This window comes from Sphingopyxis sp. UBA6723, from assembly GCF_002454115.1.
Taxonomy (GTDB): domain Bacteria; phylum Pseudomonadota; class Alphaproteobacteria; order Sphingomonadales; family Sphingomonadaceae; genus Sphingopyxis.
The window spans coordinates 181,172-200,757 of the sequence record NZ_DKIH01000010.1 but is presented as its reverse complement, the minus strand read 5'-3'; the positions used below and the strand labels follow the sequence as shown (position 1 = coordinate 200,757).

General features: G+C 65.5%; 23 protein-coding genes. 14 read left to right on the top strand and 9 right to left on the bottom strand.

The window, feature by feature from the left end; all coding sequences use genetic code 11:
* Nucleotides 1–33: 33 nt before the first annotated feature.
* The 3 genes from yfcC to B4F07_RS09510 are packed head-to-tail and all read left to right on the top strand — an operon-like array spanning nt 34 to nt 3,634.
* Nucleotides 34–1,512: a putative basic amino acid antiporter YfcC gene (yfcC, locus tag B4F07_RS09520; protein ID WP_293701279.1), complete on the top strand. Its 1,479-nt coding sequence runs from the start codon at nt 34–36 to the stop codon at nt 1,510–1,512.
* Between the two features lie 20 nt (nt 1,513–1,532).
* Nucleotides 1,533–2,753 (top strand): cyanophycinase, encoded by a 1,221-nt coding sequence (locus tag B4F07_RS09515; protein ID WP_293701281.1) that lies wholly within the window; start codon nt 1,533–1,535, stop codon nt 2,751–2,753.
* Nucleotides 2,750–3,634 carry an isoaspartyl peptidase/L-asparaginase family protein gene (locus B4F07_RS09510; RefSeq protein ID WP_293701283.1) on the top strand — a complete coding sequence of 295 codons (885 nt, stop codon included), beginning with the start codon at nt 2,750–2,752 and terminating at the stop codon, nt 3,632–3,634. The genes B4F07_RS09515 and B4F07_RS09510 overlap by 4 nt, the downstream gene beginning before the upstream one ends.
* A 100-nt stretch (nt 3,635–3,734) precedes the next feature.
* Here B4F07_RS09510 and truA read toward each other — a convergent pair whose 3' ends face one another.
* A complete protein-coding gene (gene truA, locus B4F07_RS09505; protein ID WP_293701285.1) occupies nt 3,735–4,475 on the bottom strand; it encodes a tRNA pseudouridine(38-40) synthase TruA in 741 nt (246 codons plus the stop codon).
* A 112-nt stretch (nt 4,476–4,587) separates the two neighbouring features.
* Nucleotides 4,588–5,508: a methionyl-tRNA formyltransferase gene (fmt, locus tag B4F07_RS09500; RefSeq protein ID WP_293701286.1), complete on the bottom strand. Its 921-nt coding sequence runs from the start codon at nt 5,506–5,508 to the stop codon at nt 4,588–4,590.
* A 228-nt stretch (nt 5,509–5,736) separates the two neighbouring features.
* Between fmt and recR the strand changes: the two genes are divergently transcribed.
* From recR to def, 3 genes are read left to right on the top strand one after another with little or no spacing between them, the layout of a single operon-like run.
* Nucleotides 5,737–6,333: a recombination mediator RecR gene (gene recR, locus B4F07_RS09495; RefSeq protein ID WP_039579914.1), complete on the top strand. Its 597-nt coding sequence runs from the start codon at nt 5,737–5,739 to the stop codon at nt 6,331–6,333.
* Nucleotides 6,330–6,620, top strand: a complete 291-nt coding sequence (locus tag B4F07_RS09490; protein WP_293701290.1) for a hypothetical protein — start codon at nt 6,330–6,332, stop codon at nt 6,618–6,620. Before recR ends, B4F07_RS09490 begins: the two co-directional genes overlap by 4 nt.
* A gap of 57 nt (nt 6,621–6,677) precedes the next feature.
* The gene (gene def, locus B4F07_RS09485) at nt 6,678–7,211 is read left to right on the top strand and encodes a peptide deformylase (RefSeq protein WP_293701292.1); all 534 of its coding nucleotides are present in this window, start codon (nt 6,678–6,680) and stop codon (nt 7,209–7,211) included.
* A 206-nt stretch (nt 7,212–7,417) separates the two neighbouring features.
* On the opposite strand, the gene grpE is transcribed toward def, so the two are convergent.
* Both grpE and hrcA read right to left on the bottom strand, forming a co-directional pair.
* Complete coding sequence (gene grpE / locus B4F07_RS09480; RefSeq protein ID WP_293701294.1) at nt 7,418–7,963, bottom strand: nucleotide exchange factor GrpE; 546 nt, start codon at nt 7,961–7,963, stop codon at nt 7,418–7,420.
* Between the two features lie 4 nt (nt 7,964–7,967).
* Nucleotides 7,968–9,011, bottom strand: coding sequence for a heat-inducible transcriptional repressor HrcA (hrcA, locus tag B4F07_RS09475; RefSeq protein WP_293701296.1), 1,044 nt, complete (start codon nt 9,009–9,011; stop codon nt 7,968–7,970).
* Between the two features lie 263 nt (nt 9,012–9,274).
* On the opposite strand from hrcA, the gene rph reads away from it, so the two are divergent.
* The 5 genes from rph to B4F07_RS09450 all read left to right on the top strand — a co-directional run bounded on the left by rph (nt 9,275) and on the right by B4F07_RS09450 (nt 13,350).
* The gene (gene rph, locus B4F07_RS09470; protein ID WP_293701298.1) at nt 9,275–9,994 is read left to right on the top strand and encodes a ribonuclease PH; all 720 of its coding nucleotides are present in this window, start codon (nt 9,275–9,277) and stop codon (nt 9,992–9,994) included.
* A 69-nt stretch (nt 9,995–10,063) separates the two neighbouring features.
* A complete protein-coding gene (locus tag B4F07_RS09465; RefSeq protein ID WP_293704735.1) occupies nt 10,064–10,465 on the top strand; it encodes an endonuclease domain-containing protein in 402 nt (133 codons plus the stop codon).
* Nucleotides 10,462–11,085, top strand: coding sequence for an RdgB/HAM1 family non-canonical purine NTP pyrophosphatase (rdgB, locus tag B4F07_RS09460; RefSeq protein WP_293701299.1), 624 nt, complete (start codon nt 10,462–10,464; stop codon nt 11,083–11,085). Before B4F07_RS09465 ends, rdgB begins: the two co-directional genes overlap by 4 nt.
* A gap of 128 nt (nt 11,086–11,213) precedes the next feature.
* On the top strand, nt 11,214–12,359 hold the full coding sequence (gene hemW, locus B4F07_RS09455) for a radical SAM family heme chaperone HemW (RefSeq protein WP_293701301.1): 1,146 nt from the start codon (nt 11,214–11,216) through the stop codon (nt 12,357–12,359).
* Between the two features lie 100 nt (nt 12,360–12,459).
* Complete coding sequence (locus tag B4F07_RS09450) at nt 12,460–13,350, top strand: tyrosine recombinase XerC (protein ID WP_293701302.1); 891 nt, start codon at nt 12,460–12,462, stop codon at nt 13,348–13,350.
* A 105-nt stretch (nt 13,351–13,455) separates the two neighbouring features.
* Here B4F07_RS09450 and B4F07_RS09445 read toward each other — a convergent pair whose 3' ends face one another.
* Genes B4F07_RS09445 through rsmI form a run of 4 tightly spaced genes read right to left on the bottom strand, consistent with a single transcriptional unit; the run spans nt 13,456 to nt 16,254 of the window.
* The gene (locus tag B4F07_RS09445; protein ID WP_293701304.1) at nt 13,456–14,061 is read right to left on the bottom strand and encodes a DedA family protein; all 606 of its coding nucleotides are present in this window, start codon (nt 14,059–14,061) and stop codon (nt 13,456–13,458) included.
* 24 nt (nt 14,062–14,085) lie between these two features.
* A complete protein-coding gene (gene gshB / locus B4F07_RS09440) occupies nt 14,086–15,036 on the bottom strand; it encodes a glutathione synthase (protein WP_293701305.1) in 951 nt (316 codons plus the stop codon).
* A 10-nt stretch (nt 15,037–15,046) separates the two neighbouring features.
* The gene (locus B4F07_RS09435; RefSeq protein WP_137870044.1) at nt 15,047–15,397 is read right to left on the bottom strand and encodes a YraN family protein; all 351 of its coding nucleotides are present in this window, start codon (nt 15,395–15,397) and stop codon (nt 15,047–15,049) included.
* Nucleotides 15,394–16,254 (bottom strand): 16S rRNA (cytidine(1402)-2'-O)-methyltransferase, encoded by an 861-nt coding sequence (gene rsmI, locus B4F07_RS09430; protein WP_293701307.1) that lies wholly within the window; start codon nt 16,252–16,254, stop codon nt 15,394–15,396. Before rsmI ends, B4F07_RS09435 begins: the two co-directional genes overlap by 4 nt.
* Before the next feature lie 10 nt (nt 16,255–16,264).
* On the opposite strand from rsmI, the gene B4F07_RS09425 reads away from it, so the two are divergent.
* Nucleotides 16,265–17,452 (top strand): penicillin-binding protein activator, encoded by a 1,188-nt coding sequence (locus B4F07_RS09425; RefSeq protein WP_293701309.1) that lies wholly within the window; start codon nt 16,265–16,267, stop codon nt 17,450–17,452.
* Nucleotides 17,453–17,631: 179 nt separating this feature from the next.
* Nucleotides 17,632–18,153, top strand: coding sequence for a translation initiation factor IF-3 (gene infC, locus B4F07_RS09420; RefSeq protein WP_293701310.1), 522 nt, complete (start codon nt 17,632–17,634; stop codon nt 18,151–18,153).
* An 11-nt stretch (nt 18,154–18,164) separates the two neighbouring features.
* Here the strand turns inward: infC and B4F07_RS09415 are convergent, their stop codons facing one another.
* Nucleotides 18,165–18,863: an NRDE family protein gene (locus B4F07_RS09415; protein ID WP_293701312.1), complete on the bottom strand. Its 699-nt coding sequence runs from the start codon at nt 18,861–18,863 to the stop codon at nt 18,165–18,167.
* 166 nt (nt 18,864–19,029) lie between these two features.
* Here B4F07_RS09415 and B4F07_RS09410 point away from each other — a divergent pair, with 166 nt between their 5' ends.
* A complete protein-coding gene (locus B4F07_RS09410; RefSeq protein ID WP_293701313.1) occupies nt 19,030–19,467 on the top strand; it encodes a hypothetical protein in 438 nt (145 codons plus the stop codon).
* Nucleotides 19,468–19,586: the final 119 nt, after the last annotated feature.

Here is a 19,586-nt window from a genome sequence, read left to right as displayed (position 1 = left end):
TGACAGGCGCGCCCGGTTTGGGGAGGAAATTCGATGACTGCCGAACCTTTGGAATCACCGGCGCGTCCCGCGCGGACGATGCGCGTTCCCGACACACTGCTGATCCTGCTCGTGCTGGCGGTGGCCGCGTGGGCGGCGACATATGTTTTTGTCCCGGGCCAGTTTGCGATGACAGGCGATCCGGCCCGGATCGTAGCCGGCAGTTTCACCAGTGCCGGAGAGGCGCAGCCCGCGCCCCTGTTCGGCGATGCGCAACGGACGGGTCTGCTCGACTTGCTGTTCGCCGGCCTGGTGTCGGGTGATCGCGACAGCGCGGCGGTCGGCCTGTTGGCTTTCATTCTGGTTGTCGGGGGTGTGTTCGGCGTCATTCTGAAGACCGGCGCGGTGGAAGCGGCGATCGCTGCCGCTTTGCCGGACGGGCGAGTGAAAAATGAAACGCTGGTCATCATCTTGTTCGTCCTGTTTTCGTTGGCCGGGGCGGTGTTCGGCATGGGCGAGGAAGCGATTGCCGTCAGCCTGATCCTGATCCCGGCGCTGGTTCGCGCCGGTTATGACAGCCTGACCGGGCTGATTGTCTGTTATGTTGCAACCCAGATCGGCTTTGCGACGAGCTGGATGAATCCGTTCAGCGTCATCGTGGCGCAAAGCATCGCCGGGGTGCCGCCGATGTCGGGCATGGGCCTGCGCGTACTGGCATGGATATTGTTCACCCTGATCGGGGCGGTTTGGCTGTGGCGACATGCGCGCATGGTCAGGCTCGATCCCGCGCGGTCGCCCGTTTTCGATACCGACCAGCATTGGCGATCCGCGCCCCTGGCGGCGGCGGACCACGGCTTCCGCTGGCCGCATGCGACCATCCTCGCGGTGCTGGGGCTTGGCATCATCTGGGTGGCGTGGGGCGTGTCGGCCCGCGGTTATTATCTGGGCGAGATTGCCGCACAATTTGTCGGCATCGGGATGGTGATCGGGGTGGTAGCGCGTGTCGCACGACTACCCGGCATCAGCGGCAACAGCTTGATGGAGGCGTTTCGCGACGGCGCCGTGGCGCTGGCCCCAGCCGTTCTGGTGATCGCGGCGGCTAAAGGCATCGTCCTCGTCATGGGCGGGGACGACCCCGCGGCGGACAGTCTGCTCAACAGTCTGCTCGCGGGGCTTGCCGGGGTAACGGGTGCGCTCCCCGACTGGCTGACCGCGTGGGGCATGTATCTTGTCCAAAGCCTCATCAACCTGTTCATCGTTTCGGGGTCGGGGCAGGCCAGCGTCACCATGCCCTTGATGGCGCCGCTTGCCGATCTGTCGGGTGTCAGTCGCCAAACCGCGATCCTGGCGTTTCAGCTCGGAGACGGGTTGACGAACCTTGTCGTGCCGACCTCGGCCGCGCTGATGGGGTGCCTTGCCGCCGCCCGGGTCGATTTTGTCGCCTGGCTCCGTTTCTTCTGGCGTCCGATGGGGGCGCTGATGGCGCTGTCGTCGGTGTTTGTGATCGCGGCGCACGCGATCGGCTATACATGAACGGTAAAAGGACAATCGATATGCCCCGTCCGGTCCTGGCGGCGCTGGCCGCCGCTTTCATCCTGTCGTCGCCCGCCGCGGCGCAGGGTTCGCTGGTGATCGTCGGCGGCGGTCTTGACCCCGCGAATGATCAGGTTTTCGGCGCGTTCATCGCGCGTATTCCCACCGATGCGCCGGGGATTGTGATCATCCCCAGCGCGTCGGACAGCCCGGCAACGTCGGCGCGGCTGTTCGCGGGCGATCTCGTTCGCCACGGCGTCGATCCTGCGCGAATCGCCACAGTGCGGATCGCGACCCAAGACGATCCGGACACCACCGAAGACGAAGCGGCGTGGCGCACCAACGCCAATAACCCCGACGAAATCGCCAAAATCGCCCGCGCTGGCGCAATCTGGTTCACCGGCGGCGATCAGGCCCGCACCACCGCCGTCTTAGTGCAGGATGACGGGCGCGACACGCCCATGCTGGCCGCGATCCGGAGCCGACTGGCCGCGGGCGCCGTGATTGGCGGTTCCAGCGCGGGCGCCGCGATCATGAGCGATCCGATGATCATGGGCGGCGACAGCCTGGGCGCCTTGTTGGGCCGTGCCGACGGTGAGGCGCTGGCGATGGGGCGCGGCATCGGTTTTTGGGACGGGCCACTGGTCGATCAGCATTTTGACACCCGCGCCCGGCTCGGCCGCCTGGCAGTGGCCTTGGGTCGGCGCCCCGCGGCCGCACGCATCGGATTCGGCATCGACGAAGATACGGCGCTGATCGTGGATCAGAAGGCGCAGCGTGCCGCCGTGGTCGGCACCGGATATGTCACCCTGCTCGACGCGCGGGATGCGACCTATGCCCCGCGGCAGCGGATCGCTATCGACGCGATCCGATTGGGTCTTGCGGCGTCGGGCGACGAGATTGATCTTGCCAGTCTGACCATTCGTCCCGCGCCTTGGAAACGCGCGACCATGGGGCGCGAATATCACAAGACAGCGGTGGTCGATGGCGGCGGCATGGCGATGGCGGGACAGAGCACGGCCGCGGTGGTGGGCGAAGCGCTGATCGACAATAGCGCGGCGCGCCGCGTCGAGCGGCTTTCCTTTGCGGGCGACACCGGCGTGATTTACCGGTTCGAGGAAGATGATCGCACTCAGGGGTGGTGGGGGCGCGATGACGATGGCAACGCCCGCTATAGCGTGAGCGGCGTCCAATTCTCGATCCGTTCGATCAATGTCAAGGTGGAGGAAATCGGCGAGTGAGCATAGCGTGGCAAATTGTTCTGCATGGGGGGGCAGGGGTAACCCGCGGCCGCGACTATAGCGCGGTCGAGGCGCATCTCGGCGCGCTCGTTCGTGCGGCTGCGGCGCGGCTGGCCGAAGGGATGGCGGCGATCGACCTGGTGGAATGGGCGGTCGCCGATATGGAAGCGAGCGGCCTTTATGTGGCGGGACGCGGATCGGCGCCCAACAGTGCGGGTGTCGTCGAGATGGATGCCTCGATCATGGACGGCGCCCGCCATCGTGCCGGGGCCATCTGCGCGGCCAGCGGCATTGCCAGCCCGGTCGGCGCGGCACGCCAGGTGCTCGAACAAACGCCGCACATATTGCTGGCGGGCGAGGGGGCGACGATTTTTTCCCGGACGCATGGCGACCCGGGCATCGCCGATCCGGCGACGCATTATGTGGTACCGATTGGCGTCGAGGCGGCGGAAATGACGCAAAGCGAATGGTCGCTCACCCATGGGACGGTCGGCGCGGTGGCGCTCGATTCGACAGGACGGCTCGCCGCCGCGACATCGACCGGGGGTTTGTTCGGCAAGCTGGCCGGTCGCGTGGGCGACACGGGGGTACCGGGTATCGGGACATGGGCCGATGACGAAGTCGCCATCAGTTGCACCGGCATCGGCGAGGCCTTCATGCTGGCCGGCGGTGCGGGCGATGTCGCGGCCCGGATGCGCTATGGCGGCGTACCGCTGTCGGTCGCCGCACAAAGGATGATCGACCGGGTGAAGGTGCTGGGCGGTGACGGCGGTTTGATCGCGGTCGATCGCTCCGGCGCCATCGCGACGCCGTTTAATTCGGGTGGCATGAAGCGGGCGATCGCCGGCGCCGATCGACCGGTTGTCGTCGCCATCGAATGAGCGGCCCGATCGATCGGGGCACACGCCAGATTGATTTTCCGGTGCGACATTTTGGCCGACAAGGGCGGTCAGCGGCAACGGCGCGGGCTGGTTCGACAGATCAGGGATATGTTGCGCCGACAAAATACAGTCCGTCGGGCGGCGCGTTCAGCCCCAGCGCATCCCGATCCGCCGCCTCCAGCGCGGCTTTCAGTTCGCCCGCCGACCATTTGCCATAACCGACGAGCACCAGACACCCGACCATCGAGCGCACCTGATGATGCAGGAAGCTGCGCGCCGCGGCCTCGATGATCAGCTCGTCGCCGTGGCGGCTGACGGTCAGCTTGTCGAGCGTTTTGACCGGGCTTTGCGACTGGCAATGCGCCGAGCGGAAGGTGGTGAAATCATGGAGGCCGACCAGCGCCTGCGCCGCCGCGTGCATCGCCTCGGCTTCCAAGGGCCGCGCAACCTGCCACGACAGCCCCTTGTCCCACGTTAGCGGCGCGCGGCGGTTGACGATGCGATATTCGTAAGCGCGCCCGATACAGGCAAAGCGCGCGTGCCAGTCGTCGGGGACGACTTCGGCCGCGAGCACCGCGATCGGTGCGGGGCGCAGCTGGGCGTTGAGCGCCTCGGTCAGCTTGAACGGGGTCAGCGGCTTTGCGATGTCGACATGCGCGCGCATCGCGATGGCATGGACCCCGGCGTCGGTGCGCCCGGCGCTGAACACCTGCACTGTTTCGCCGGTGAAACGATGGATCGCCTCCTCGATCGCCTGCTGGACGCTGGGGCCATGCGCCTGCCGCTGCCAGCCCATGTATGGGCGGCCGTCATATTCGATGGTGAGGGCAAAGCGGGTCATCGCCGCCCCTTACCCTCATTCTCGTCACCCCGGACTTGATCCGGGGTCCACTGCGGCGCTGACGTCCTGGACCCCGGATCAAGTCCGGGGTGACGAAGGATAAGAGACTCCTTCATGCGAGCCGCGTCCCTGCCGGAATGCCCCGCCCGCGCAGAAGTTCGCCCGCCTCCATCGCGGGCTTGCCCGCCCGCTGCACCCGCACCGCGCGGATCGCGCCGGGGTTGCAGGCGATCGTCAGCCCATCGTCGAGCGTCGTGCCGGGGGTAACGCCCGCAACCGTCTCGCCCGGATGCACAACCTCGGCCGCCAATATCTTGTACCGCTCACCCTCCAGTTCGAAAAACGCGCCCGGCACCGGATTGAACGCGCGGATCTGCCGCTCGACCTGCACCGCGCTGACCAGAAATTCGAGCCGCGCTTCGCTCTTGTCGATCTTGGCGGCGTAAGTGACGCCGTCGTCGGGCTGCGGCACCGGCGGAAAGGCGTGCAGGTCGCTCAGCACCCGCCGCATCATCAGCGCGCCCATTTCGGCGAGCTCGTGGGTCAGCACCCCGGCGGTCTTGCGCCCGATCGGGGTCGGTTCGACCAGCCGCATCGCGCCTGTGTCGAGCCCGACGTCCATCTGCATGATGGTCACGCCCGTTTCGGCATCGCCCGCCAATATGGCGCGCTGCACGGGCGCTGCGCCGCGCCAACGCGGCAGGATCGAGCCATGGACGTTGAGGCACCCTTCGCGCGGGGCATCGAGGATCGCGGGCGGCAGGATCAGGCCATAGGCGGCGACGACCGCAATATCGAGGTTCAGTGCGGCGAAGTCGGCCTGTTCGTCGGCGCCTTTCAGGCTTTTCGGGGTGCGGACGGGCAGGGCGTGTTCTTCGGCCCACACCTGCACCGGGCTTTTCTGCAGTTTCTTGCCGCGCTGCGCCGGGCGCGGCGGCTGGGTATAGACCGCGGCAATATCATGCCCCGCCGCATGCAGCGCAGCGAGCGTCGGCACCGCAAAGGGCGGCGTTCCCATGAAGGCCATACGCATGGGTGCGGGCTTTGGCGGAGGTTTCGGAATGGCGCAAGTGTCCCTCTCTCCTTGCGGGAGAGGGAGCGAGACTTGCCAGCTTGCTGGCTAGTCGCAGCGGGAGAGGGGGCTGCACCGTCGCACCCCCTCTCCAGCCTTCGCTAGGCGCCTTGCGCCAAGCTGCGGCATCCTCTCCCGCAAGGGGAGAGGATTGTTGTGCGTCTGCGCGGGCCGCGATAGGTGCTGTGCATGGCCTCCACCGAAATCGAAGCCCTCGTCCAGCAACTCGCCCGTCTCCCCGGCCTCGGCCCGCGGTCGGCGCGGCGCGCGGTGCTGCATTTGATGAAGAAGCGGGAGTCCGCGTTCGTGCCGCTGCTCGCGGCGCTGCAAACCGTGTCCGAACGGCTCGTCACCTGCACCATCTGCGGCAATGTCGACACCCACGATCCCTGCGCGATCTGCGCCGACCCGCGCCGCGATGCGCGGTCGCTGTGCGTCGTTGAGGAGGTGTCCGACCTGTGGGCGCTCGACAAGTCGCGGCTGTTTCCCGGCAAATATCATGTGCTGGGCGGGAGACTCTCGGCGCTGGAGGGCATCCGCCCGCAGGATCTGGCGATCGACGCCCTCGTCGCGCGCGTCGCGGCGGGCGGCATCGACGAGGTCGTGCTGGCGATGAACGCGACGCTGGAGGGCCAGACGACGGCGCATTATCTCGCCGAGCGGCTGGAGGGCTATCCGGTGCGGCTGACGCAGCTGGCGCATGGTTTGCCAGTGGGCGGTGAGCTGGATTATCTGGATGAGGGGACGTTGGCGCAGGCGCTCAGGGCGCGGAGGCCGGTGGGGTGAAAGTCCGTGCGGTCGCAGCTTATACCGATGGTGAAGGAACCCGCCGTTTTCGAATTTGTATACGGCCGGACGGTTTCTTTCAGATCGCGACAGAGGAGTGGTGTTCGCGCAACGAAGATGGGCAGCAATACTCGTTCTGGCGTAACCTCTATCCGCCGTCGGGCATCTATCAATCCGTTGAGGAAACGAAAGCGGCCATCGACGTAATGCCGGAAGCGTTAGTGGCGCTGGCTCTAAATTCAGACGTCGAGTTTGATCTTAGTTGTGGCCCGTATCCCGATTTGTAATCGGGATCGGAATTGCGCCCCCTTGACCCCGCGCCGCTCCGACCATACCTGCACCCCATGGCCATCCTACCCATCATAGAGACCCCGGATCCCCGGCTGCGCGTCATTTCGAAGCCCGTCGAGACCTTCGATGCCGAGCTGAAGCAGCTTGTCGCCGACATGTTCGAGACGATGTACGACGCGCCCGGCATCGGGCTGGCGGCGATTCAGGTCGGGGTGCCGAAGCGCATCCTGGTGATCGACCTGCAGGAACCCGATCCCGAGGATGAAGAGGGCAAGAAGGTGATCCGCGAGCCGCGCGTGTTCATCAACCCCGTCTTTTCAGACGAGAGCGAGGAGCATAGCGTCTATTCGGAAGGGTGCCTGTCGGTCCCCGAACAATATGCCGATGTGACGCGCCCCGCCGAGGTCACCGTCGACTGGCAGGACGAGGACGGCAAACATCATCAGGAACGCATGACCGGGCTGATGGCGACGTGCATCCAGCACGAGCACGACCATCTGGAGGGCATTTTGTTCATCGACCATCTGTCGCGGTTGAAGCGCGAAATGGTGCTGAAGAAGCTGATGAAGATGCGCAAGGCGGCGTGATTAGCTCGTCCCTCTCCCCTTGCGGGAGAGGGCGGCGAGACTTGCCAGCTTGCTGGCTAGTCGCAGCGGGTGAGGGGGCTGGCGCACTTGTGCGCCAAGAGACTCTCTCGCCAACCTCTATGTCGCAAGTTCTTATGCGGCGCAGACGCGCCGCGGCACCCACCCCTGTATCCCCTCCCGTAAAGGGAGGGGAGGGGAGGGTTTGGCTACTCCGCTTTCTTCGCCACCGCAACCATCGCGGGGCGCAGCAGGCGGTCTTTCATCATATAGCCCGCCTGCATTTCCTGCACGATCGTGCCGGGTTCGGCATCGCTGCTCGGGATTTCCAGCATCGCCTGGTGCTGGTTGGGGTCGAGCGGCAGGCCGATGGCGGCGATGCGAGTGATGCCGTTGCGTTCGAAGACGCTGAGCAATTCGCGCTCGGTCGCTTCGAGGCCGGTGATCAGCGGTTTGATCGCGTCCGACGCGCGCTGTTCTTCGCTAAGCGCGGCAAGCGCGCGACCGAGGTTGTCGGCGACCGACAATATGTCGCGCGCAAATTTGGTCGCGGCATAGGCGTGCGCGTCGGCGATTTCCTTGTCCTTGCGGCGCGTGACATTCTGCGTCTCGGCGCGCGCATAGAGCAAATCCTGTTGCAGCGCGGCGACCTGTTCGGTCAGCTGGGCCAACTCGTCATTCGCACCCTCTGCGGGCGCGTCGGTTTCGGTTTCCTGTCCGTCATCGACGGGCGTGTCGTTTTCGATGTTTGTCATAAACCTATCGTATCAGTCTGGAGAGCGATTGTGCGGTGAAATCCACCATGGGAACGATGCGGGCATAGTTCAAGCGGGTGGGGCCGATAACCCCGACCACACCGACCACGCGCCCGTCCGATCCGCGATAGGGCGCCGCTATCACGGAAGAGCCCGAAAGCGAGAATAATTTATTTTCCGACCCGATGAAAATGCGGGTCGCGCTGCCGTCGCGGGCGCTGTCGAGCAGCCCTGCGATCTCCTGCTTGGTTTCGAGTTCGTCGAGCAATTGGCGGACGCGGTCGAGGTCGCCGACCGCGCTGTCGTCGAGCAGATTGGCCTGGCCGCGCACGATCAGCACCGGGCGGTCGGCGCCGTCGGACGACCAGATCGCGAGCCCGCGGCTGACCAGATCCTGCGCGGCGCGGTCGATCGCGATGCGCTCGGCCTCGATCTCGTGGCGCACCCGCGCCATCGCTTCGGTCAGCGTCAGCCCCGCCAGCATCGCGCTGATATAATTGCCCGCCTCGACCAGCGCCGATGGGTCGAGCCCGGGCGGGGTGTCGATGACGCGGTTCTCGACCGCGCCGTCGCCCGCGACCAGAACGACGAGCGCCTGCGCATCCGACAGCGGCACGAACGCGACCTGTTTCAGGATACGCTCATGCTTGGGGACGAGGACCAGCCCGGCGCACGCCGACAGGCCCGACAGCGCCGATGTCGCCTGCGCCAGCGCGCTTTCGATCGGGCCGGGGTCGGACAGGCTCGCCTCGATCTGGGCGCGGTCCTCGGCGCTGGGTTCGGCGACCTGCATCATGCCGTCGACGAACAGGCGCAGCCCTTGCTCGGTCGGCAGGCGCCCCGCGCTGGTGTGCGGGCTGGCGAGCAGGCCGAATTCTTCCAGATCCTGCATGACGTTGCGGATCGACGCGGGCGACAGGTTGAGCGCCGCGAGCTTTGACAAGGTGCGCGACCCGACCGGCTGGCCGGTTTCGAGATAGGCGTCGACGACCAGCCGGAACACGTCGCGGGCGCGCGTGGTGAGTTCGGTGATCGGCGCGGTGGTCATGGGGAGGATTTAGGGACGCGGGGGCGTCGGGGCAAGCGCAGTCCCCCTCTCCCATGGGGAGAGGGTTGCGCAAGCTTGGCAGCTTGCTGCTTAGCTGAAGCTGGGTGAGGGGTTGTGCCGTTACGACAGCACACAACCCCTCACCCGCTGCGACTAGCGAACAAGTTCGCAAGTCTCGCTGCCCTCTCCCGACGGGAGAGGGGATTTGCGCTCGCCTCGCTTCGCCGCTAAGCGCGCCGCACACAATCACAGGAGAATCCCCCATGCGCCCATCCGGCCGCGCCCCTGATCAGATGCGCCCCATCGCGATCGAAACCGCCTTCACCATCCATGCCGAGGGCAGCGTTCTCGTCAGCTTTGGCAATACGAAGGTGCTGGTGACCGCCAGCGTCGATGAAAAGGTGCCGCCGTTCCTGCGCGGCAAGGGGCAGGGGTGGGTCACCGCCGAATATGGCATGCTGCCCCGCGCCACGCACACCCGCGGCAGCCGCGAAGCGGCCAAGGGCAAGCAGTCGGGCCGGACGCAGGAAATTCAACGGCTGATCGGGCGCAGCTTGCGCGCCGTTGTTGACATGAAAAAGCTCGGCGAGCGCCAGATCATCATCGATTGTGATGTCATCCAGGCCGATGGCGGCACCCGCACCGCGTCAATTTCGGGCGCATGGGTCGCGCTGCGCATCGCGGTCGACAAGCTGCTCGAAGCCAAGACGATCGCCGAGGATCCGATCGTCGACAAGGTCGGCGCGATCTCGTGCGGCATCTACAACGGCACCCCGGTGCTCGACCTCGATTATGACGAGGATTCGGTGGCGGAGGCCGATGGCAATTTCGTGCTGACCGGCCTCGGCCAGATTGTCGAAGTGCAGGCAAGCGCCGAGGGCGCGACCTATGACGAGGAAGGCCTGCTTCGCCTCCTGCGCCTCGCGCGCATCGGCTGCGGAGAGATTTTCGCGGCGCAGGACAAGGCGACGGGGCGGTCATAATTTCCTCTCCCGGCGGGAGAGGAAGCGAGACTTGCCAGCTTGCTGGCTAGTCGCAGCAGGTGAGGGGATGTGACGCCGAAGCAGCACAAACCGTCAACGGGCATTGCCCGCAAATTGCGGCGCAATGAAACCGAGGCCGAAAAACAGCTCTGGCGAGTGCTGCGCGCCCGCCAGTTCCTTGGCCTTAAATTTCGCCGCCAATCGCCGGTGGCAGGATTTGTAGCCGACTTTCTCTGCGAGGAAATGCGGATCATCGTCGAAGCCGACGGCGGCCAGCACGCGGAAAGCCCGAGCGATGAACGTCGCACTGCCTTGTTGCAGGCAGCCGGTTATCATGTGATCCGATACTGGAATAATGACATCATGAGCAATCTGGAGTGCGTGTTGGAGGATTTGCGCGGACGATTGGCGGCCATCTCTGACGGAAGACCCCCTCACCCAACCCTCTCCCAAGGGGAGAGGGCTTTATGACCCGCAAACTCACCCCCGGGAAACTCGTCATCGCCAGCCATAACGCGGGCAAGGTGCGCGAGATTCGGGCGCTGCTCGAACCGTTCGGCATCGAACCGGTGTCGGCGGGCGACCTCGGTCTGCCCGAGCCCGAGGAAACCGGGACGACGTTCCGCGAAAATGCGTTGCTGAAAGCCCATGCCAGCGCATCGGCGGCGGGACTGCCCGCGCTGGCTGACGACAGCGGGCTGGAGGTCGCCGCGCTGGGCGACCGCCCCGGCGTTTACACCGCCGACTGGGCCGAACGGCAGTGGTTCGAGGGCGAAGCGGGCCGCGACTGGTATATGGCGATGGGCAAGGTCGAAGGCCTGCTCGCCGAGCAGGGGCCGGACGTCGACCGCAGCGCCTGCTTCGTCTGCACCCTCGCGCTGGCGTGGCCCGACGGCCATGCCGAAGTGTTCGAGGGGCGGGCGCAAGGCAGCCTGACCTGGCCGCCGCGCGGGCTGCTCGGTTTCGGTTATGATCCGGTGTTTGTTCCTGTAGGCAAGTCGCTGACGTACGCGGAAATCGACCCGGCAGAAAAACATGCGATCAGCCACCGCGCCGACGCATTTGCGAAGCTGGTGTCTGGTGTTTTCTGAATCTGTCGCCCCCGCGAAGGCGGGGGCCGCTGGAGGTCTTGCCCTTCGTCGCCGTTTAAACCGATAGCGGCCCCCGCCTTCGCGGGGGCGACGTGCTATCTTGTCGAGTTGAGCCTATACCCTCGCCCATGGCCGAACCGCTCGCCCTTTATGTCCACTGGCCGTTTTGCGTGTCGAAATGTCCCTATTGCGACTTCAACAGCCATGTCCGCGACGCCGTCGATCAGGCGGTGTGGCAGGGCGCCCTGCTCGCTGATCTGCGATATGAGGCGGCGTTGCTGCCCGATCGCACGGTCGGGTCGATCTTTTTCGGCGGCGGCACGCCCAGCCTGATGCCGCCCGCCACCGTCGCGGCGGTGATCGCCGCGGCGGAGGCCGAATGGGGATTGGCGGATGATTGCGAGATTACGCTGGAGGCGAACCCGAACTCCGTCGAGGTCGCCAATTTCGCCGATCTCGCCGCCGCCGGGGTGAACCGCGTGTCGATTGGCGTTCAAAGCTTCGATACCGACGCGCTGAAATTTCTGGGCCGGGCGCACAGCGAGGATGAGGCGCAGCGCGCGATTGCGACGGCGCAGGAACATTTCGCACGGGTCAGTTTCGATCTGATCTATGCGCGCCCGGGCCAGACGATGGCGGCGTGGGAAAGCGAGCTGGCGGGGGCGCTGGCGTTCGGTACCGACCATCTTTCGCTTTACCAGCTGACGATCGAGCCCGGCACACGCTTTGCCACGCTCGCGGCGAAGGGCGACCTCGCCATTCCCGACGGCGATGCCGCCGCCGACCTGTTCGATGCGACGCAGGCGATGACAAGCGCCGCGGGCCTGCCGCGCTACGAGGTTTCGAACCATGCGCGCGTCGGGCAGGAAAGCCGCCACAACCTCGCCTACTGGCGCTATGCCGATTATGCCGGGGTCGGCCCCGGCGCGCATGGGCGGCGGCTGGGAGAGGCGACCGAGCGCCACAAGAAGCCCGAGAATTTCATCGCGGCGGTGGACCGGAACGGCCACGGGCTGAAGGTTGAAGCCGACCTGCCCGCGCACGAGCGCGCGACCGAGGCGATGCTGATGGGGTTGCGGCTGACCGAAGGGGTCGATCTGGCGCGGATCGAGGGACGGAGCGGGCTGGGGCGCGAGGCTTTTGTTGACGGGGATGCGGTGACGCGGCTGGCTGGGCAGGGGTTGATGCGGCAAGACGGCGACCGGCTGGCGGTGACCGACGACGGGATATTGCTGCTCGACAGCATCCTTTCCGAGGTGGTCAAAACGCACTAGCTTATCTGCACCGTTCGTCCCGAGCGAAGTCGAGGGACGCGCGGCGTGGCGCCAATGTGTCTCGACTTCGCTCGACACGAACGGATTTGAAGGGCAGCTTTTGGTTTCAGATGTTATCCGCGATTGGGATGCTCATCTGGCGCATGAAAAGCGCCGGTCGGAACATACGCGCCGCGCCTATCTCGCGACCGCCGAGCGGTTCTGCGCCTTCCTGTCGCAGCATCGCGGCGGCGCCGTCGATGGCACAATGCTCACCAAACTGACTCCGAACGACCTGCGCGCCTATCTCGCCGACCGCCGTGCCGAGGGGCTGGGCAATGCCTCGGCGGCGCGCGAGCTGTCGGCCTTGCGCGGCTTCCTGCGCTTCGTCGGAGGGTCGGGCGCCAGCGTCCCGCCGCTGCGCGGCCCGCGGGTCAAGAAAGGGCTGCCGCGCCCCGTTTCGCCCGCCGAAGCGATGGCGCTGGCGCAGGATGTCGAGGACAATGCGCGGCAAGGCTGGACCGGCGCGCGCGATTTTGCGCTGTTGCTGCTGCTTTACGGCGCGGGGCTGCGCATTGGCGAGGCCTTGGGGTTGACCGGCGCGGCGCTGCCGCTGGGCGAAACGCTGCGCGTCACCGGCAAGCGGAACAAGACGCGCGTCGTGCCGATCCTGCCCGCCGTGGCGGCGGCGGTAACGCGCTATGTCGAAACCTGCCCCTATCCGATCGCGAAGGATGCACCGCTGTTCCTCGGCGCACGCGGCGGGCCGCTGGCGCCCGGCGTGGTGCGCGCCAGCGTGCGGACGGCACGGCGCGCGCTGGGGCTGTCCGAACGCACGACGCCGCATGCGCTGCGCCACAGTTTCGCGACACATCTGCTGGCGGGCGGCGCCGATTTGCGCAGTTTGCAGGAATTGCTCGGTCACGCGAGCCTGGCCTCGACGCAGGTGTATACCGCGGTCGATGCTGCGCATCTGCTGGATATTTATCGCAGCGCGCATCCGCGGGCGTGATTCACGCTATCCTCGTCATTGCGAGCGGAGCGAAGCAATCCAGAGCGGGTTTGCGCCTACTCTGGATTGCCGCGTCGCTACGCTCCTCGCAATGACGAGGATGGTTTAGTCAGCCCGCTTGGGCTTCCACGTAACCACGCGATAAAGATACAGCAGCACCAGCGAGCCAATCGCGACCAGTGCCACCGGACCCACAAACGCATCCAGATTGGCGAACTGGCCGCCGAACCAATTGCCCGCGCCGGCCAGCGCGCTGATCCAGATCGTCGATCCTGCCGCGGTCCAGGCCAGGAATTTCGCCTGGTTCATCTTCACCATCCCCGCGGGCAGCGACACCATCGTGCGCGCGACGGGCATGAAGCGCGCGACGAAAACTATGCCGGGGCCATATTTCAGGAACCAGTTGTGCAGCTTTTCGACCTCCGCCCAGTCGAGCGTCAGCCAGCGGCCATGGCGGTCGATGAAGGGCTTCAGCCGCTCATAGCCGATCCAGCGCCCAATGCCATACCACACCCAATTGCCCGCAGTGGTCCCTGCGACGGCGACCGCGACGAGCATCCAGAAGTCAAAATGGCCCTTGGCGACGGCGATGCCGCCGAGGCCCATGATGACTTCGGACGGGATCGGCGGGAACACATTTTCGAGGAACATGAGGATGAAAATCCCCATATAGCCCCAGCTCTGGATCAGGTTCAGGATGAAATCGGTCATGGCGGGCTTAACGCGCGGGCCGCGTCAACCGATCCGCCGGACGATCGCGTCCCAGATCATGCCCGCCGTATCGCTGTTGTTGAACCGGTCGATCGCGACGATGCCCGTGGGCGAAGTAACGTTAATCTCGGTCAGCCATTCGCCGCCGATCACGTCGATGCCGACAAAGACCAAGCCGCGCTCGCGCAGCTGCGGGCCGAGGACGGCGCAGATTTCCTGTTCGCGCGGGGTCAGCGTTGCGGCTTCGGCATAGCCCCCGACCGCCAGGTTCGAGCGGAATTCGCCTTCACCGGGCTTGCGGTTGATCGCGCCCGCAACCTCGCCGTCGATCAGCACGATGCGTTTGTCGCCTTGGCTGACGCTGGGCAGGAACTGCTGGACCATGAAGGGTTCGGGCCAGACCTGTCCGAACAGTTCGACCAATGCACCAAGGTTGCTGCCGTCGGCATCGATGCGGAACACCGCCTTGCCGCCATTGCCGTGCAGCGGCTTGATCACCACCGCGCCATGGCGCGCCTGAAAATCCTTCACCGCGTCGAGATCGCGGGTGACCATCGTCGGCGGCATAAATTCTGCATAATCGAGGACGAACACTTTTTCGGGCGCGTTGCGGACCGAGACGGGGTCGTTGACCACCAGCGTCTCATCGGCAATCCGTTCGAGCAGCCAGGTGCCGGTGAGATAGCCGAGGTCGAAGGGCGGATCCTGCCGCATCAGCACGACATCGATGTCGCGGCCAAGGTCGAGCGTGACTTCGTCGCCGAAACTATAGTGCGCCCCGGCCTCGCGCTTCACGTCGAGCACGCGGTGCGCCTTCGTCGTCAGCCGCCCGGCCTCCCACGTCAGCCCGCGCACGTCATAATGATAGAGGGTGTAGCCGCGTTCGAGCGCCTTCAGCATCAGGTGGAAACTGCTGTCGCCCCCGATGTTGATTCCGTCCATCGGGTCCATTTGCACGGCTGCGCGCAGGGTCATTCGATATTCCTCAGGGTTGCCAGACGTGGACCAGATGGCGTGGCAGGCGCCCCGGTGCAAGGAGCATCACGTCGATGCGGATGTCGTCCTGCGGTCGGGCAAAGCGGGGGCTGAGCATTTCCGCCGCTGCCGCGACGCGGCGCAGACGATATTGGTCGATCGCAAGGTCGAGGTCTTCGGGACGCTCGCGCCACTTCACCTCGATGAACGCGACGATGCGCCCGCGCCGCGCCACCAAATCGACTTCGCCCGCCGCGACGCGCAGGCGCTCGCCCAGGATGCGCCAGCCGTGGAGGCGCAGCCACCAGGCGGCGCGGCGCTCGGCCTTGCGCCCGCGTGCCTCGGCGGCGGCGCGCTTCAACCGGCGTCCTTGAGCGTCAGCGCGCGGGAATAGATGTCGTGGCGATCGAGCCCGAAGCGTTTGGCGACTGCCTTGGCGGCTTGGGCGACGGGCTTGTCGGCCATCGCCTCGCGCAGCGCGGTGTCGAGTGTCGCATCATCGGCTTGCTCGGGCACTGCTTCGCCCGGCGGGCCGACGACGACGACGATTTCGCCCTTGGGCGGCGCTTCGGCATAGCGGGCGGCTAGTTCGGTCAAGGTGCCGGTAACGCATTCCTCGAACAACTTGCTGATTTCGCGCGCCACTGCCGCTTCGCGATTACCCAGTCCCTCGGCCATTGCGGCGAGCGCCGAGGCGAGGCGCGGCCCGCTTTCGTAAAACACCAGCGTCGCGCGCAATCCCGCCAATTCGGCCAGCGTGTCGGCGCGCGCCTTGGCCTTCGACGGCAGGAACCCGGCAAACAGGAATCGGTCGCTGGGCAATCCCGACAGCGTGATCGCGGCGATGGCGGCGCAGGGGCCGGGCAGGGTGCTGACATTCCGCCCTGCCGCGCGCGCATCGCGGACCAGCTTGTACCCCGGATCCGAAATCAGCGGGGTGCCGGCATCGGACACCAGAATGACAACTTCGTCTGCCATCCTGGAAACCAGCGCCGCGCGGGTGCGCTCGTCGCTGTGGTCGTGATAGGGGATCATCGGCACGCGTAATCCAAGATGGGAAAGCAGTTTCGCCGTGACGCGGGTATCCTCCGCGGCAATCACATCGGCGCGCGCCAGCATCGCCCCGGCGCGCGCGGTGATGTCGCCGAGGTTGCCGATGGGGGTCGCGACGATATAGAGACCGGGCAAGGGAGAATTTGAGATGGTCGAATCTGGCATGTCGCCGAAAATGGCAGAAACTGCTGTCGAGCGCCAAGCATATGCGTCGCCGCGGCGGCAAATGCTGCGCGGGCTCGGTGTGGTCGCGATGGCGGGGCTGCTCGCCGCGTGTCAGGTCGTACCCAAGACCGCTGGTCCGGCCGTTACGGCGCCCCCTGAGACCCCGACCGACAATGTCGGTCCCGGCCTGCCGACCGACACCGATCGCCACCGCGTCGCACTGCTGGTGCCACAGACCGGCCCGAACGCGGACGTGGGAACCGCGATCGCCAATGCCACGACGCTGGCCTTGCTCGATTCGCGCACCGAGCGGGTCCGCATCACCACCTATGACACCGCGCTCGGCGCGGCGGCGGCGGCGCGGCAGGCGGTCGCCGACGGCAACCGGCTGATTCTTGGCCCGCTGCTCAGCGAAGATGTCGCGGCAGTCGCGCCGATCGCGCGCGACGCAAAGGTGCCGGTGCTCAGCTTCTCGAACGACAGCAGCGTTGCGGGCAACGGCGTCTTCATCATGGGCTTTGTCCCCGGCCAGTCGGTCGAGCGCGTCGTCGCCTTCGCGCGCGGCAAGGGGCATCAGCGTTTCGGCGCGCTGGTGCCGAAGAATATCTATGGCGACCGCTCGGTCGCCGCCTTCCGCAGCGCGGTGGCAGCGGCGGGCGGAACGCTGGTCGCGGTCGAAAGCTATGACCGCAGCGCGACGGCGCTGACCGGCGCGGCGCGGCGGATCGCCAATGCGGGGGCGATCGACGCGGTGCTGATCGCCGACAGCGGCGGCAATGCGATCCGTGCCGTACCCGTGATCAAAGGTAGCGGTCAAACCCAGATCCTCGGCACCGAATTGTGGAACACCGATGCGTCGCTCGGCACCAGCGCGGTGATGCGCGGATCGTGGTTCGCCAGCGTATCGGACGGACTGTATGGCCAGCTTGCGACCAAATATCGCACCCGGTTCGGGCGGGCGCCCTATCGGCTTTCCAGTTTGGGCTATGACTCGGTGCTGCTGACCGTCCGCATTTCGCGCGACTGGAAACCTGGAACGAGCTTTCCGGTGAACAAGCTGCTTGCGGCGGATGGTTTCGGCGGCATCGATGGTATCTTCCGCTTCAACAATCGCGGCATCGCCCAGCGCGCGTTGGAGGTCAGCGAGATCGGCGCGGGCGGTTTCCGCGTCGTCGATCCCGCACCGACAAAATGGTGATCGGCGTGGCCTGACCGCCACAGTCGGTCGAAAAGCGTCGCCTTCATGCCACGCGCGGCCTTTACGCCGCGCGCGCGTTCACTATATGAGCATAGCGTGCGTATATCGCGCTGATTCCGCACGCCACCCGTCCACGACCAGGAGATACAGCTATACCACCGCCCACGACCCGCCGCCCGATGGAGCGCACGCCGCCCAAGAATGGCCCGCGATACAATGAATTCATCGCCTCTCCGAAGGTCCGCGTGATCGACGACGAAGGCGAAAATCTGGGCGTGATGCTGACCGCTGAAGCGATTGAACAGGCGGCTTCTGTGGGCCTCGACCTGGTCGAAGTATCCCCGAACGCCGATCCGCCGGTGTGCAAATTCCTCGATGTGGGCAAGTTTAAATACGAAGCTCAGAAAAAGGCGAACCTGGCGCGAAAGAGCCAGAAGACGCAGGAAATCAAAGAGATCAAGATGCGTCCGAATATCGACGATCATGATTTCGACGTGAAGATGCGCAAGGTGTTCGACTTCCTCGAGGAAGGCGACAAGGTCAAGATGACCATGCGTTTCCGCGGCCGCGAAATGAGCCACACCCAGCTTGGCCTCAACGTTCTCCAGCGCGTCGCCGAGCTGACGTCGGAAATCGCGAAGGTCGAGGCGCATCCGCGCACCGAAGGCCGCCAAATGCTGATGGTGATTGCGCCGAAATAAGCCGGTTCGGTCTAACCGATACGAAATTGCAGGGCGGTCGTTCCAACGGGACGGCCGCCCGCTTCATACCGGCGCTCGATCATCCTCGCGCTGCCGTCCGCCGCGACCGCAACCAGCGTCGAGGCGCGGGTGCCATAAATATCGCCGCGCAGAAACAGCGCCGGGTCATCCTCGGCGCTCAGCATGTCGAGCAGACTATCGGGATCCCTTTGGGAATCGACCACCGCCGCCAGCGCGGCGCGCAACCGTTCGGCGCGCGGGCAGGGGCTGTCGATCGGCTCGTTGGCCAGCGCATGGACGCCGGGACGGAGGGAAAGGATCTGCGGCTGAGGCCGATTGCTCAACAGCCGCACCTTGCCATCACCGATCGCCAACAGGTTGAACGCGTTAAAACAGTCGAGGTCGGCCACAACCGGATCGGCGAAGCGCCCGTCACCGCGCAGCAAATCGACGACCAGCGCCCCGCGCGATTCCTTGGCCGGATCGGGCAGTGCGCCGCGCACGTTGGTCACGACAATGATCCGTCCGCTCGCCGGATGCGCGCCGAGCCATGTGCCACCCGCCAACAGATCGCGCCCCGCGACGATGCCGCTGCCATCGTCCCAGGCGCCTAGCGGCGCAGCGGGCCGAGCATGAAACTCGTCGCGATTGCCGATCAGGATCAGCGGCCAGTCGGCATGAACCTGCCAGGCAAGGGCGACAACGCACATGCTGCGCCTATCGCGTTCCCCACCCGGCTTGCCAAGCGCTTTGGCAATCATCGGCGCATCTTTGTTTCGTTAGCGCCGCAGGTGTGTTATATGATTATGGCACCGCGATTGCGGTTGTGGCAAAAGCTGTTAGGCTCGCGCCATCTTTCTGGGGAGGGAGATCATTATGACCGAAACTGGAAAAACGCCGTGGCACCTATGGGTGGTCGGCATCGTGTCGCTGCTCTGGAACGCGTTCGGCGCGTTCGACTACACGATGACCAAGCTTAAAAATCCTGACTACATGGCGGCCTTCACCGCTGAACAGCAGGCCTATTTCTACAGCTTTCCGTTGTGGGCCAATGTCGGCTGGGCGCTAGGCGTTTGGGGATCGGTGCTGGGTTCCGTCCTGCTGCTCGCGCGCAGCCGCCATGCGGTGACTGCCTTCCTGCTATCGCTTGTCGGCCTCGCGATCAGCAGCGTCTATCAGTTCGGCATGCATTATGGCGATCTGGAACGCATGTTCGGGACGTTTCCGATGGTCTTCACCGCGGTGATATGGGTGATCCTGATCGCGCTGTTCCTATATGCGCGGGCGCAGGCGGCAAAGGGCGTGCTGCGCTGACTGCCCAGCGTCGTCATCCCGGACTTGATCCGGAATCCAGAACGACGGTGCGGCTATGGATCCCGGATCAAGTCCGGGATGACGATGAATGAAACTCCTCCCTGTGGCGAAGCCATGGG

What these genes read in the sequence shown, in the direction of transcription:
- gshB (WP_293701305.1), bottom strand. Translation starts at nt 15,036, where the DNA reads ATGACCCTGCGCGCAGCCGTGCAAATGGACCCGATGGACGGAATCAAC.
- rdgB (WP_293701299.1), top strand. Translation starts at nt 10,462, where the DNA reads ATGACCCGCAAACTCACCCCCGGGAAACTCGTCATCGCCAGCCATAAC.
- truA (WP_293701285.1), bottom strand. Translation starts at nt 4,475, where the DNA reads ATGACCCGCTTTGCCCTCACCATCGAATATGACGGCCGCCCATACATG.
- recR (WP_039579914.1), top strand. Translation starts at nt 5,737, where the DNA reads ATGGCCTCCACCGAAATCGAAGCCCTCGTCCAGCAACTCGCCCGTCTC.
- B4F07_RS09445 (WP_293701304.1), bottom strand. Translation starts at nt 14,061, where the DNA reads ATGACCGATTTCATCCTGAACCTGATCCAGAGCTGGGGCTATATGGGG.
- grpE (WP_293701294.1), bottom strand. Translation starts at nt 7,963, where the DNA reads ATGACAAACATCGAAAACGACACGCCCGTCGATGACGGACAGGAAACC.
- def (WP_293701292.1), top strand. Translation starts at nt 6,678, where the DNA reads ATGGCCATCCTACCCATCATAGAGACCCCGGATCCCCGGCTGCGCGTC.
- hrcA (WP_293701296.1), bottom strand. Translation starts at nt 9,011, where the DNA reads ATGACCACCGCGCCGATCACCGAACTCACCACGCGCGCCCGCGACGTG.
- B4F07_RS09410 (WP_293701313.1), top strand. Translation starts at nt 19,030, where the DNA reads ATGACCGAAACTGGAAAAACGCCGTGGCACCTATGGGTGGTCGGCATC.
- yfcC (WP_293701279.1), top strand. Translation starts at nt 34, where the DNA reads ATGACTGCCGAACCTTTGGAATCACCGGCGCGTCCCGCGCGGACGATG.
- B4F07_RS09515 (WP_293701281.1), top strand. Translation starts at nt 1,533, where the DNA reads ATGCCCCGTCCGGTCCTGGCGGCGCTGGCCGCCGCTTTCATCCTGTCG.
- B4F07_RS09415 (WP_293701312.1), bottom strand. Translation starts at nt 18,863, where the DNA reads ATGTGCGTTGTCGCCCTTGCCTGGCAGGTTCATGCCGACTGGCCGCTG.
- B4F07_RS09425 (WP_293701309.1), top strand. Translation starts at nt 16,265, where the DNA reads ATGGCAGAAACTGCTGTCGAGCGCCAAGCATATGCGTCGCCGCGGCGG.
- infC (WP_293701310.1), top strand. Translation starts at nt 17,632, where the DNA reads ATGGAGCGCACGCCGCCCAAGAATGGCCCGCGATACAATGAATTCATC.
- fmt (WP_293701286.1), bottom strand. Translation starts at nt 5,508, where the DNA reads ATGCGTATGGCCTTCATGGGAACGCCGCCCTTTGCGGTGCCGACGCTC.
- hemW (WP_293701301.1), top strand. Translation starts at nt 11,214, where the DNA reads ATGGCCGAACCGCTCGCCCTTTATGTCCACTGGCCGTTTTGCGTGTCG.
- rsmI (WP_293701307.1), bottom strand. Translation starts at nt 16,254, where the DNA reads ATGCCAGATTCGACCATCTCAAATTCTCCCTTGCCCGGTCTCTATATC.
- rph (WP_293701298.1), top strand. Translation starts at nt 9,275, where the DNA reads ATGCGCCCATCCGGCCGCGCCCCTGATCAGATGCGCCCCATCGCGATC.